The sequence below is a fragment of the Streptomyces natalensis ATCC 27448 genome (genome assembly GCF_000935125.1).
Classification (GTDB): Bacteria; Actinomycetota; Actinomycetes; order Streptomycetales; family Streptomycetaceae; genus Streptomyces; species Streptomyces natalensis.
In genome coordinates this window covers 88262-101088 of record NZ_JRKI01000027.1, presented here as the reverse complement: position 1 = coordinate 101088, position 12827 = coordinate 88262, and the positions used below count along the sequence as shown (strand labels likewise).

Here is a 12827-nt window from a genome sequence, read left to right as displayed (position 1 = left end):
GCCTGGTGGTCGCGGAGCGGTCTTGCCGACCGTCAGAGCCACTTGACGATGGCGAGGGTGATCAGCGCGGCGAGGCCCCCGAGCCCACCGAGGGCCGCGAAGCCTATGCCGATCTTCACGCTGACGGGCTGGGACTCCCGCCACCCCAACTCCTCGGCCGCGCCCCGAATCAGGCCGTGGCCCTCGGCCGACGAGAAGGTGTACTGCTCGGAGCCGTCAAGGGTGCGATACGAACTCAAGGACACGTCCCGACCGACGAACACCGACGCCCCCAGCCGCACTCCACCCACGCCCGCCTCGTACTCGACGGTGCGGACCACATCCGTCATCGTGTAGATCTTCTTCTCCGGGCGCACCGCGACGCGGTATGTGCACACCTGGCTGACCCGGCGACGGGTCAGCAACTCCTGCCACTGCGGGACGTCGACGTCCACGGTCAGATCGAATCCCCGCTCCGTCCGGCACATCCGGTACGGCGTGCCCTCGGCGGCAGCCTGGACACGGGCGTACAACTCCTCGACAGCGCCTACGCTGTTGTCTACCATCACGAGCACGCAGAGTAACAGAGCGTCAATCGCTGGCCAGGGCGCGCGGTGCCGACGCCGTCAGGCTGACCAGCGCCGATGTGGCTCGGTGAGCCCACGGTGAGCTCCGGTGAGCCCTCGCCGCGACCGTTGGGTCATCGCCGGATCCGCCGAGGACCGGCCACCCGACGCCGGGCAAAGAACATGGCCTCCAAGATCGCCCGCAAGGCCGCGGAGAACATCAGGCTCCGCGACCACCGCGAAGGTGCCCGACGGTAGGAGCGCGGCGCGGCATGCGGACGACGCGCCCGCACCGCCCGTACCGCTGCTGGTACGAGCGGCACGGACGCCGGCGGCCGAGTGCCCCGAGTCAACTGACGTCGTCCGTATGCGAAGGGGCGGCCCCGTCAAGCCCGCGGTTCGGGTACCCCAGGGACTGCGCCGGGGGCCTGCGGCTGCGGGGTGGGCCGCGGGGGCTCGGGCGGTGGTGTGGTGCGGCGGGCGGTGGTGGCCAGGGTGAGGAGGATGATGGCCGCGCCGCAGCCGGTGACGATCCAGTAGGCCGGGCGCACCGCCTGGGCGAAGCCCGTACCGGAGTGCAGCCCGGTGGTGAGGATCGCACCGAGCACGGCGACGCCCAGTGCCTGGCCGAACTGGCGGCCGGTGGAGACGATCGCGGCGGCCACCCCGGCCTGCTCCTTGGGCATGCCGGCCATGGCGGCGTTGGTGACGGGAGTGTTGGCCAGTCCCATGCCGATGCCGATCAGGACGTACGCGGTGAAGAGCAGCGCATCGGTGGTGAGGGCGTCGCCTGAGGCGAGCAGCGCGCCGCCCGCGGTGGTGGCCGCGCCGGCCAGCAGCAGCGGCAGCCGGGGGCCGCGGGTGGCGGTCAGCCGTCCGGAGAGCGGTGAGGTGAGGATGTTCATGACGGCCATGGGCAGCAGGTACAGGCCGGCGGACAGCGCCGACAGGCCGCGCACGTTCTGGAGATAGAGCGTGTTGAGGAAGAGGAAGCCGCCGAGTACGAAGAACGAGCACACCGCCATCGCGCCGGCTCCGCTGAATCCGGCGCTGCGGAAGACCCGCAGGTCCACCAGTGGTTCGTGGCGCCGGCTCTCGTAGAGGAGCAGGGCCAGGAGCGCGGCCGGTGCGGCCAGGGCGCAGCCGAGGGTGCGCGGGGCGGTCCAGCCGGTGCTCGGGCCCTCGATGATGGCGTACGTCAGGCTGCCCATCAGCACGATGACCAGGAGCTGCCCGACGGGGTCCAGCCGGCGGGGCCGGGGCGCGCGGGACTCGGGTACGAAGCGCGCGGCGCAGACGAGGGCGGCCAGCCCGATCGGCAGGTTGAGCCAGAAGATCGACCGCCAGCCGACACCCTGGACGAGCACCCCGCCCACCATCGGGCCCACCGCCATCGCGACGCCCATGACCGCGCCCCAGACTCCTATGGCCCGGGCACGCTCGCGGGGCGCGGAGAAGGTGTTGGTGATGATGGACATGGCCACCGGGTTGAGCATCGAGGCACCGATCGCCTGGACGATGCGGAAGGTGATGAGCCAGCCGAGGTCGGGCGCCAGTCCGCACAGCAGCGAGCCGAGGGTGAAGAGAGCCAGGCCGGTCTGGAAGACGCGGCGGCGGCCGAGCCGGTCCCCGGCGGAGCCGGCGAGCATCAGCAGCGCGGCCAGCACGATCAGGTAGGCGTCGGTGGTCCATTGCAGCCCGGACAGCGGACTGTGCAGATCGCGCTGCATGGCGGGCAGTGCCACGTTGAGCACCGTGTTGTTGAGGTTGCCGAGGAAGACACTCGTGCAACAGACCGCCAGCACCAGCGTGCGCTTCCGGCGGGTGAGTTCAGGCTGAGTGGACACAGCCGGGCCCAACTCCTCTCTCAGTGGGCCATGGCCCCCGTGATGTTCCAGACCGCCGCGGAAAGATCGCTGCGGTGCGCTCAGCCTGCCTGCGAAACACCGTCGCCGGGAGGCCCGGGTAAGGGGGGCCCTGGCAGGGCCCCCCTTACCTGACCCGTTCGATGCATACTGCATATGTGGGCACTGCACGGGGGAACAGGACGGAGCTAGGGGATTTCCTACGCAGCCGACGGAGCCGGGTCACACCGCATGAGGCGGGTCTGCCCCCGTCGGCGGGGCGTCGGCGTACCGACGGTCTGCGGCGGGAGGAGGTCGCGATCCTCGCCGGCGTCAGCATCGAGTACTACCGGCGTCTGGAGCAGGGCAAGCAGCAGCGGCCGAGTCCCGCGGTCCTGGAGGCGATTGCGCGGGTACTGAAGCTGACCGACGACGAGCACCGCCACCTCGCGGAGCTGAGCCGGGGCAGGGCCCAGGCGCCGTCTGCCGGGACGCGGCGGGGCCGGGCGTCCCGTACGGTCCGGGCCGAGGTCCGCCGCATGCTCGACATCGCCCACCCCTATCCGGCGTGTGTGCTGAGCCGGTCCAGCGACCTGCTGGCCGCCAACCGGTCCGCGCTCCGCCTCTTCCCGGGCATCGAGGAGTGGTCCGAGCGGGACCGCAACACCGCGCGGTACGCCTTCCTGCACCCCATGGCCCGGGAGCTCTACGAGAATTGGGACGACGTGGCCCGTGGCGTCGTCGCCCATCTGCGCACCGCGGTCGTGGTGCACCCGGATGTGCCGGACCTCCGCGAGCTCGTCGCCGAACTCGCCGAACACTGCGGTGAGTTCGCCGCACTGTGGCAGCGCTACGACGTCCAGGCGCGCACCAACGGGAGGAAGGTGTACCGCCATCCGACGGCGGGGCGGATGACGCTCACGTACGAAGCCTTCGACGTGGCCCGCAGTGACGGTCAGCGGCTGGTGGTCTATCAGGCTGCGCCGGATACGGCCGACCACGAGGCGCTGCTGCGTTTGTCGGCCTAGCCCGCCGGTATACCGCGGCTCTTCCACCGCGGCTCTTCAACGGTTCCCCTTCAATTGCCCGTTCGGGTCTCTATTATCTCGCAATGTGTTCACCCGGTATTGGCCTTTCCGTGGCATGCGGTGCCGGAATTTATTCCGCGCCGATGAAAAATACTTACCGGGAGGTTTCAGGGGTTCACGGTATGCCTAGTTTTCCCGTTGCATACGCTCTGACCTGCGAGAAGATTGATTGAACCGGAAACTGTGCGGTTTATTCAACTACCCTCCCTACCTTACGAGTTGACAGAGATTTAACTATGTCGTTTGTCACTTCGGTGTGAACTGGAAGCTGTGTTAGCTTGATCGTCATGGTGAATTTAATTCCTGACTCTGCGGAACGTTTCAGCAAGTTTGCGGAATTCTACGACCGTGTGCGCCCGAAGCCTCCCCAGGAACTGGCGGACCTGCTGCGCCAGTGGTCCGGGTCCGCCAACCCGGCCGTGGTCGACATCGGCTGCGGCACCGGCCTCTCCTCCACGATCTGGCCCGAAGTGACCGGAGTGGAGCCCTCCGCCGAGATGCGGGCCATCGCGGCCGGACGCGGCATCAACGTTGTCGACGGCACGGGCGAGGAGACCGGACTGCCGGACGGCTGCGCGGACATCGTGACCGTCAGCCACGCCCTGCACTGGTTCGATGCCGCGCGGGCCTTCCCGGAAATCACCCGCATCCTGCGGCCCGGCGGGGTGCTGGCCGCCTTCGACTTCGACTGGCCGCCCGCCGTCGATCCCGAAGTCGACGCCGCCTACCGCGAGTTCGAGGCCGCCCACACCGCGCTGGAGGCCGAGCGCGGCCTGCGCCCCACCTTCGCCCCCAAGAGCGAGCATCTTCGGCGGCTGCGGGACAGCGGCCTGTTCCGGCACGTCAACGAGGTGTGCCTGCACATGAAGGAGACGGGCGGCGCGGACCGCTTCGTCGACTTCGCATCGAGCCAGGGCGGGGTGATCGCCCTGCTGGAGGAGGGAGTCAGCGAGGACGCACTCGGCCTGACCCGGCTGCGGGAGGTCACAAAGCGCCGGATGACCGACCGGTCGACGTGGTGGTGGACCTGCCGGGTTCGCCTCGCCACGCGCTGACCTGCCGCATCACACCGAAGTACGGGGGAGGAACACACCGTGGGACGCCTTGTCATGCCCGACTGCCACGGGTATCCGCAGCTGGCCGAGCTCGTCCGTCGCTGTCCCGGCGGCGATGCGGTCGAGGTTTTCGACGGCCCCTGCACCACACCGTCCCGGCTCGCCGAGCGCATGCGCGGGGCTCACACCGTGCTGCACTTCTTCCACGGCCGGCCGCTGGACACCGGCGTCCTGCTCGCGGAACGGCCACGCCAGGTCGTGGTGGCCGGCCCGGCCGGCCCGGTGGTCGACACCGACGCCGCCCGGTCCGCCGGGATCGCGGTCTACGACACACCGGGCCTGGCCGCCGATTCGGTTGCCGAGTTCACCCTGACCCTGCTGCTGATGCTGGCCCGCAGGGTGCCGTCCGCAGTGGGCAGCGCCCCGGGCTGGCAGCCGTCCGGAGGGCGTGAGCTGTCCGGACGGCTGCTGGGGATCGTCGGATGGGGGCAGATCGGCTCCCGGACGGCCCGCCTGGCGCAGGGCATCGGGATGCGGGTGGCCGCCTGGTCACCGTCCCTGGACGAGGACACCGCCCGCGCGGCCGGGGTCACGCTCCTGCCCCTGGACACCCTGCTCCGCACCGCCGATGCGGTGAGCCTTCACCTGCGGTCCACACCGCAGAACGAGCGGCTCATCGACGCCCGCCGGCTCGCCCTGCTCGGTCCGCAAACCCTGCTGGTCAACACCGCCCGCGCGGCGCTGATCGACATGGCCGAGCTGCGCCGGCGCCTCGCCGCCGGCCTTCTGGGCGGGGTGGCGCTCGACGTCTTCGACCTCGAACCGCTGCCCGCCGACGACCTGCTGCGCAGCCACCCCGGCTCCCTGGCCACCCCGCATATGGCGTGGATGACCGAGGACGCCGTCGGGCGCTTCCTCGCCGCCGCCGTCGCCTTCGCCACGTCCGGCGACCCCGCTGCGGGCACCATCCGACAACTCGTCTGACGGTCCGGCGGCCCGCGTGTGCGGTGCGGGCCGCCGGACGGCGCGCCACGTCGCCATCGCACGACACCTCAACCGCACGCCTGTTACTGCGCTGCGGCCGGAAGCCGACCGGCCGGCCGCATAGGAGGAAAAGGGGGTTTCCGCATGGTCCTTCCCACCACTGTGACCACATCGCCGCACCACACCCGCCCCGAGGACTTCACGAGCCGCACGCTGAGCGCCCTGGACCGGCAGCGGGAGTTGTGCCGCGACCCCGGCCCGACGAGCGACCTGGTGCTCCAGGACCTTCTCGACCAGGCCCGCAGCACCTCGTTCGGGCGCGAGCACGGGCTCGGCTCCGTCGCCACGCTCGACAGATGGAAGCACACCGTTCCCATCCGCACCTACGAGGACTTCCGCCCGTACGTCGAGCGGCAGTTAGCGGGCGAGGCACACGTCCTCACCCGCAGCGCGCCGTACGCGTTCCTGAAGACCTCGGGCTCCAGCGGGCAACCCAAGTACGTCCCCACCACCCGGCACTGGCGGGAGCGGTACCGGGGCCGGGGCCTGTACGCCCAATGGGGCCTGTACGTCGAGCAGATCGGCACCCAGCACCTGACGGCCGAGCACATCCTCGACCTCTCCTGGGAGCGCACCCCCGCCTCCAGGAGCCTGCGCGGCTTCCCCATCTACAGCATCTCCCGGCGCCCGGCCGCGGTCGGCCCGGAGGACTGGGTACCGCCCTGGTACGACGCCCCCTGGCTGCGGGGGGACGACGAGGAGGAGTACACCGACAGCCTCTACCGCAAACTGCGCCTGCTCGCCGGGGCCGACGTCCGGCTGATCGTCACCCTCAACCCCTCGAAGATCGTGGGCCTGGCCGAGCAACTCGCCCTGCGCGGAGCCGAGTTGGTCGACGAAATCGGCCGCGGCACCGTCCGCGGGCGCCCGACGTGCGGCGTCGCCGCCGACCCCGGCCTCGCCCGGGAGCTGGACCGCACGCTGCGGCGCCGCCCCGGCGGTCTGCGCCTGACCGACCTGTGGCCCCGGCTGTCCGTCATCGTCTGCTGGAACTCCGCCTCCGCCGGCCTCTACCGGGACTGGCTGGACGACGTCACGCCCGGCATCCGCAAGCTCCCCTTCAGCACCACGGGTACCGAAGGCATCGTCACCATCCCGGTCGACGACCACCCCTCCGCCGGCCCCCTCGCCGCCGACCAGGGCGTCTTCGAGTTCGTCCCGTGCCGGGAGGACGACGACGGCGGACCGCTGGACCCGGCCGCCGAGACCCTGGACCCGCACGAGCTGGAGACCGGCCACTCCTACCGGCTCGTCATGAGCCAGGCCAACGGGCTCTACCGCTACGACGTGGGAGACGTCTACACCGTCCTCGGCAGGGTCGGCGCCCTGCCGCGCCTGGAGTTCGCCGGACGCGCCGGCTTCGGCAGCTCCTTCACCGGCGAGAAACTCACCGAGGCCCACGTCTACGAGGCGGTGCGCACCGCCTACACCGGCGCCTGGGGCACCCTGCCGCTCTTCACCTGCATCCCCTCCTGGGGCACCCCGCCCGGCTACGTCCTGGCCATGGAGTGGGACCCGAAGCTCGGTGCCGCCGAGCGCGCGGACTTCACCGCCGCGGCCGAGGCCGCGCTCCAGCGCTGCAACCCGGAGTACGCCGAGAAGCGGCGCAGCGACCGGCTGCTCCCGTTGCGGCTGCTCCCGCTGGCCCCCAAGAGCTTCCTCGCCATCGCCGAGGCGCAGCGCCGCAACGGCGCGGCGGCCATGCAGATCAAGCACCACTGGATCCAGAACAACGACGCCCTGCTGACCGTGATCGACGACCTCGGCCTTGCGCTGTACGCCTGACCTCCCTTGTCCACCTGACCCCCCTCGTTCGCCCGCTTCCCTTGTTCGCCTGGCCCCTCCTTGCTCGTCACCCCCGAGCTCCCTTCCCCCTCACTCCCCCTCACTTCGGAAAGTGACAGCCACCGTGATCACCGAAGAACCTCCGGTGGAGGTGCACCGCGTCGAGTCCGTCACCGCGGCCGACGGCACCCCCCTCGCCCTGCACCAGTGGATACCGGAGAACCCGAAAGCGGCCGTTTTCTATGTGCACGGCCTTCAGAGCCACGCCGGCTGGCTCTTCGAGACCGGCCCCGAACTGGCCCGCCGCCAAATTGCCGTGTACGCCCCGGACCGGCGCGGCTCCGGCGCCAGCGGCGGTCCGCGCGGCCACCTGCCCTCCGCCGCCGCGGTGCTGGACGACTACACGGCGCACTTCGAGGCCGTCCGGGCCCGGCACCCGGACCACCTCCCGGTCACCGCGGTCGGCCAGAGCTTCGGCGGCAGCGTGCTGGCCGCGCTGCTCGCCACCGGCCGGATCTCCCCGGACGGCGTGGTCCTCTGCGCCCCGGCCCTGGGCCAGCAACAGGCCCGCCACGGACAAGAAGGCGTACGCCGCCTGCGCACGCTCCAGGGCCACCGCAGCTCACCGGTCACTCTGAAGGACGAGGACTACACCAGGCAGCAGCGCTACCTCGCCTTCATGGCGAACGACCACGCCATGCTGCGCCAGATCACGGACGGCTTCCGCGCCGTGATGGCCGAACTGGAGCTCCTCTACACCGAAGGCCCCCGGTGGGAGATCGGCAACCCGGCGGCTCCGGTGCACTTCGCCCGGCCCGAACGGGACGCCATCATCGACCTGGAGACCGCGCGGTCGACGCTCGCCCGGATGTACCCGGACACCGTCGATGCCCACTTCGACGCCGACAGCCACTACCTGGAGTTCTCGCCCGTACGGGGCCAGTTCTGGGACTGGCTCGCCGAAGTCACCGCGCGCACGCCCAAGGCTTCCGCGTCACCCACCGATGCCGCGTCACCCACCGACGCCGCGGCGTCCACGGGGGCCGCGGCACCCGCCGACCACCGGACGCAGGCCGCCGCGGTCCCGGGAGGCCCGCGGTGACCTGCACCCTCGGCATCACCGGCATCCGCACGGCACAGGTCCCCCTGCACCGGCCCTTCGCTCACGCCCGGCACGCCCACGCCCGTACCGGGTCCGTCCTGCTCACCCTGGAGCTGGACGGCGTCACCGGGTGGGGTGAGGGCGCTCCCCGCCCGTACGTGACCGGCGAGACGCTCACCGGCGCCGTAGAGGCCCTGGAGACCTTCGACCCCTCCGTGCTCGGCCCGCTCATCCCGGCGGGCGACTTCCCGCGCGCGGTGGGTGTCCTCGCCTCGCTCGACCTCCCCCGTCTGCTCGGCGGGCCACGGCCCATGCCGGCCGCCGCGGCGGCGCTGGAGACCGCGCTCCTCGACGCGCTCTGCCGACGCCACGGCCTCCCCATGTCCGCCGTCCTGGACGCCTGTCCCTGGGCGGCGGACGTGCTCACCGCGGACAGCAGCCCCCGGACGGTGAGCGAGGTGGTGGACCTCAGCCGTACCCCCGCCGAGCAGTTGGAGGCACTGCCGCCCGACGCACGCGCCCGCCTCTCGCACATCAAACTCAAGGCACTCGACAGCCCCGAGGAGACCGTCGAGCGCGCGCTCCAGGTACGCGGTCTGCTGGGCCCCTCGGTACGCCTGTCCGTCGACGCCAACGGCGGATGGGAGCCGCACGTTGCGGAGCGCGGCGCACGGCTGCTGTGCGAGCGCGCAGCCGTCGACTGGATCGAGGAACCCACCCTTCCACGGGACTGGTCCACCCTGCGCCGCATCGAGGAGAGCGGCACACCGGTGATGCTCGACGAGTCAGCCATGGACACCGCGGACATGGAATGGGCCGCCGCGACCGGCGCCGCCTCCCTCCTCAACATCCGGATCTCCAAATGCGGCGGGCTGCTGCCCTCGCTGCGCATGGCCGTACGCGCCCGCGAATTGGGCCTGCGCGTCCAGCTCGGCGTCCAGGTCGGCGAGATCGGCCCCCTGTGGTCGGTCGGCCGCACCTTGGCAGCGCGGCTGACCGAGGTCGTGGCGGTCGAAGGCGGTCGCCAGGACGAATGGTTCCCCACCCCGCTCACCGACCCGCCCTACGCCGTCGACCGGGAACACCACACCGCTCCGCCACCGCCCGGCCCCGGCCACGGCCTGCGGCCCGCCGACGCTCTGACCGCCCACCTGACCGGCACCACCGCCCGCACCGGCGGGCCGGAGACGACCGCACCGCGACAAGGAGTTCCATGGACCTCGCACGACTCATGACGGCACAAGGGCCCAGGTACGGAGTGGTGGACACGGATCGCAGGACCATCAGACTCCTGAAGGGCCCGGCGGACCCGGAAAGCCTCGCGGACCTGGCACGGCCGACGGGCTCACGGAGCGGTGCGCTCACCTCCGGCCCGTCCCTGGCGCCCGGGAACGAGAGCGTTCCGCTGGAGGAGGCCAGGCTGCTGGCGCCGGTGGTCCCGGGCAAGGTCGTCGTCATCGGGCGCAACTACGGCGGCCGGCCGGATGCCGCCGGAAACTTGATCATCCACCTCAAGCCCACCACGTCCGTCGTCGGCCCGGACGACCCGATCGTGCTCCCCGAGTCCTCACACGACGTGCGCTACGAAGGGGAACTCGCCGTCGTCATCGGCCGCACCTGCCGCTCGGTGGCGCCCGAGGACGCCGCGCAGCACGTCCTCGGCTACACCTGCGCCAACGACGTAACGGCATGGGACATCGGCACCGACGGCGGCCAGTGGACAAAGGCCAAGGGCATGGACACGTTCTGCCCCCTCGGCCCGTGGATCAGCACGGACCTCGACCCCGCGGCGGCCCACATCACCACCCGCGTCAACGGCGAAGTACGCCAGAAGGGAAGCACCGCCCAACTCACCCGCAGCGCCCTCGCGTTGGTCTCCGAGGTGAGCCACTTCATGACCCTGCTCCCCGGCGATGTCCTCCTGACCGGCACCCCCGAGGGCAGCGACGCCCTGACGCCCGACGACACGGTCAGCGTCGACATCGAGGGCATCGGCACACTCCACAGCCCCGTTGCTGCCGGCCCTGACTCCCGTACAGCCAGGCAGGGTTGAGGCCCTCGGCGCCCCGTGGCGGACGGGGCGCCGGCCGGACGGGCGCGGGCGTCTCAGCGCTGCTGCCGGGCCTTGCGACGGCGGACGACGAGGGAGCCGCCGGCCGCGACGAGCGCGGCGGCTGCCGTCGACAGCAAGCCGACAGGCGCGCCGTTGCCGGTCTGCGCGAGGTCGTGGACTGCGGGCGGGGACGAGGAGGGCGCGGGGGAGGAGGCCGAGGGCGCCGGGGTCGTCGGGGTGCCCGCGGGCGCGGATGACGTGGGCGTGGCGGTCGCCTTCCCCGGGCCGGACGGGGCGGCCGTCGTCGACGGCTTCCCGCCGCCCGGCTGGGTGCCGGCCGCGCAGTCGGTCCAGAAGACCTTGTGCTTGGCCCGGCCGTGTTCGCCATCGAAGGTCCAGAAGAGCTTGTAGTGACCGTCGGGCAGCGACAGCTCCTGCGTACGGCCGTGACCCTGGCCGTCGAGCGTGAGGGAGCCGGACTTCACGGCCGCACCCTTGGCCTCGGCTGTCGGGGCCCAGGCTTCGATGTGCCAGTCGACCTGCTGGCCGCCGTCGAAGCCGAAGGCGTCGAGGTAGAAGGCGCAGACGTGAGGTTCGTTCTTGCGGAGTTCCGCACCGGTCGCGGCGTCGTGGATCTTCACGGTGCCGTTGTCGCCGTGCGCGGCGGCAGAAGCGGAAGGGGCGAGCAGCAGGCCCGCGGCCACGGCGGCCGTGAGCGTGCCTGCGGAAACAAGCGGACGCATGGGCATTCCATCGGGAGAAGAGGAGGGGGCCGTGGGGGGCGGCTCAGCTTCCTGCGCCCCCGGGGGACCGTCAAGACACCTCAAATCACATATGCCACATCCGACATCGTTCGTCCCATTGATTCCAGATAACGATTGGGAACAACGGGCAACGGACAACGGACAGCCACGGGGCAGAACCCCCGCCGGCTCACCCAGCCGCCGGCAATTCCCGGCAGCTCAGTCTGAGTGGCGCCGATCGAGGCGAGGGCCACCGCGAGCACCCCGGCCCATTGCGGGGCGGCGAGGTGCTGGCCGAGGAGCAGCAGGCCGACGAGGGCCCCGACGACGGGTTCGAGGCTGGTGAGAATGCCGTCGTCGTCGGCATGCCGTGAGGCGTGACGATTATGGGTCGGTCGTGGGTGACGTCGCGTCGGTCAACGGCTTCGGCGGGTAGGCACGGAGTACCAGAGATGTGGTGACAGGGCCGTAGCGCGCGAACGCGTCAACAACTTCTTCGAGTCGTCCTGCCTGTGGGCAGTGGACGTCGAAGATGAGGCAGTCTTCCCCGGTGACCCTCAGTGTGGAGGTGACCTCGGGGGTCTGGCCAGCGAAGTCCAGGGCGCGAGAAAGCTGTGCATGCGTGGTGCGCAGACGTATCACTGCGCGGATGTTCAGGCCAAGTGCCGCCGGGTTGACGGCGGCTCGGTAGCCGGTGATGACGCCGTTCTTCTCCAGCCGTTGGATGCGTGCGCTGGCCGCGGGCTGTGAGAGTCCCACCCGACGCCCCACCTCGGCGCCGGTCACCCGGCCGTCGGCCTGGAGCAAAGCGAGGATGTCCCGGTCGATCTGGTCGAGTGATTCCATCGTTGTCCGCACCATCTTCTTTGAGATCACTTGCGCTGGCACCAACGTTCCGTTGGTTCCCACAGAATCTGCGCAAGACGCTCCAAGATCGTAGGGGCCGACTCATGAAACGGTGGCAGGCAGTGGTCGCGTACGTCATCATCCCCGGTATCGACGGTTCGGACGGGCAGCACTGGCAGACCTGGTGGGAGCGGCAGTGGGGCACCTCGGCGGTGAGGATCTCCCCTGTCTCCTGGTCCGACCCCGATCTCGATGACTGGGTCAGCGCTGTCCAGTTGGCGTACGACGATGCTTCCCGGCAGGACAGCCGCGTTGTGCTGGTGGCCCACAGCCTGGGCTGCTGGGCGGCGTCCACCTGGTTGAACAAGAACCCGTTGAACCAGGTAGGCGGCGCCTTGCTGGTCGCACCGCCCGACCCGCAGGGGGCTGCGTTTCCCCGTCAGGCGGCCGCGACGTTCATCGAGGTGTCCGCACAACCATTGCCGTGCCCGGCCTTGGTGGTGGGCAGCACCAATGACCCGTACTGCAACCCGGCAGCAGCCGCCGACTTCGCGGCGGGGTGGGAGGCGCGATGGCACCTGGCGGGGGCGTGCGGACACATCAACTCCGCCAGCGGCCCGGGCCCCTGGCCGCACGGCCGCGAACTCCTGGACTCGCTGATGCGGCACTGATCAACCACCGAACGGGCCGCTGAACGCCGCCAGGTGCCTCGCTGCGACTCC

General features: G+C 70.9%; 12 protein-coding genes. 8 read left to right on the top strand and 4 right to left on the bottom strand.

Annotated elements, in window-relative coordinates:
- Positions 1-32 precede the first annotated feature (32 nt).
- Positions 33-545 (bottom strand): hypothetical protein, encoded by a 513-nt coding sequence (locus tag SNA_RS18875; protein WP_157879982.1) that lies wholly within the window; start codon positions 543-545, stop codon positions 33-35.
- Positions 546-931: 386 nt separating this feature from the next.
- Positions 932-2392: an MFS transporter gene (locus SNA_RS18870; RefSeq protein ID WP_044365935.1), complete on the bottom strand. Its 1461-nt coding sequence runs from the start codon at positions 2390-2392 to the stop codon at positions 932-934.
- Positions 2393-2568: 176 nt separating this feature from the next.
- Here SNA_RS18870 and SNA_RS18865 point away from each other — a divergent pair, with 176 nt between their 5' ends.
- The 7 genes from SNA_RS18865 to SNA_RS18835 all read left to right on the top strand — a co-directional run bounded on the left by SNA_RS18865 (position 2569) and on the right by SNA_RS18835 (position 10516).
- A complete protein-coding gene (locus tag SNA_RS18865) occupies positions 2569-3417 on the top strand; it encodes a helix-turn-helix transcriptional regulator (protein WP_030063154.1) in 849 nt (282 codons plus the stop codon).
- 410 nt (positions 3418-3827) lie between these two features.
- Positions 3828-4532, top strand: a complete 705-nt coding sequence (locus SNA_RS18860) for a class I SAM-dependent methyltransferase (RefSeq protein WP_241779726.1) — start codon at positions 3828-3830, stop codon at positions 4530-4532.
- Between the two features lie 39 nt (positions 4533-4571).
- Positions 4572-5516, top strand: coding sequence for an NAD(P)-dependent oxidoreductase (locus tag SNA_RS18855; protein ID WP_030063156.1), 945 nt, complete (start codon positions 4572-4574; stop codon positions 5514-5516).
- Positions 5517-5660: 144 nt separating this feature from the next.
- Positions 5661-7361, top strand: a complete 1701-nt coding sequence (locus SNA_RS18850; protein WP_030063157.1) for a GH3 auxin-responsive promoter family protein — start codon at positions 5661-5663, stop codon at positions 7359-7361.
- 112 nt (positions 7362-7473) lie between these two features.
- A complete protein-coding gene (locus SNA_RS18845; protein WP_241779725.1) occupies positions 7474-8463 on the top strand; it encodes an alpha/beta hydrolase in 990 nt (329 codons plus the stop codon).
- On the top strand, positions 8460-9698 hold the full coding sequence (locus tag SNA_RS18840) for an enolase C-terminal domain-like protein (protein ID WP_078969995.1): 1239 nt from the start codon (positions 8460-8462) through the stop codon (positions 9696-9698). Before SNA_RS18845 ends, SNA_RS18840 begins: the two co-directional genes overlap by 4 nt.
- Positions 9677-10516 carry a fumarylacetoacetate hydrolase family protein gene (locus tag SNA_RS18835; RefSeq protein WP_044365934.1) on the top strand — a complete coding sequence of 280 codons (840 nt, stop codon included), beginning with the start codon at positions 9677-9679 and terminating at the stop codon, positions 10514-10516. The genes SNA_RS18840 and SNA_RS18835 overlap by 22 nt, the downstream gene beginning before the upstream one ends.
- A 53-nt stretch (positions 10517-10569) precedes the next feature.
- Here SNA_RS18835 and SNA_RS18830 read toward each other — a convergent pair whose 3' ends face one another.
- Complete coding sequence (locus SNA_RS18830) at positions 10570-11259, bottom strand: LPXTG cell wall anchor domain-containing protein (RefSeq protein WP_044365932.1); 690 nt, start codon at positions 11257-11259, stop codon at positions 10570-10572.
- Positions 11260-11643: 384 nt separating this feature from the next.
- Entirely contained in the window at positions 11644-12105 is a 462-nt protein-coding gene (locus SNA_RS18825) for an Lrp/AsnC family transcriptional regulator (protein WP_044365967.1), read from the bottom strand.
- A gap of 104 nt (positions 12106-12209) precedes the next feature.
- On the opposite strand from SNA_RS18825, the gene SNA_RS18820 reads away from it, so the two are divergent.
- Positions 12210-12776 (top strand): RBBP9/YdeN family alpha/beta hydrolase, encoded by a 567-nt coding sequence (locus SNA_RS18820; protein ID WP_030063163.1) that lies wholly within the window; start codon positions 12210-12212, stop codon positions 12774-12776.
- Positions 12777-12827 lie beyond the last annotated feature (51 nt).

What these genes read in the sequence shown, in the direction of transcription:
- SNA_RS18875 (WP_157879982.1), bottom strand. Translation starts at nt 545, where the DNA reads ATGGTAGACAACAGCGTAGGCGCTGTCGAGGAGTTGTACGCCCGTGTC.
- SNA_RS18850 (WP_030063157.1), top strand. Translation starts at nt 5,661, where the DNA reads ATGGTCCTTCCCACCACTGTGACCACATCGCCGCACCACACCCGCCCC.
- SNA_RS18835 (WP_044365934.1), top strand. Translation starts at nt 9,677, where the DNA reads ATGGACCTCGCACGACTCATGACGGCACAAGGGCCCAGGTACGGAGTG.
- SNA_RS18830 (WP_044365932.1), bottom strand. Translation starts at nt 11,259, where the DNA reads ATGCGTCCGCTTGTTTCCGCAGGCACGCTCACGGCCGCCGTGGCCGCG.
- SNA_RS18825 (WP_044365967.1), bottom strand. Translation starts at nt 12,105, where the DNA reads ATGGAATCACTCGACCAGATCGACCGGGACATCCTCGCTTTGCTCCAG.
- SNA_RS18820 (WP_030063163.1), top strand. Translation starts at nt 12,210, where the DNA reads ATGAAACGGTGGCAGGCAGTGGTCGCGTACGTCATCATCCCCGGTATC.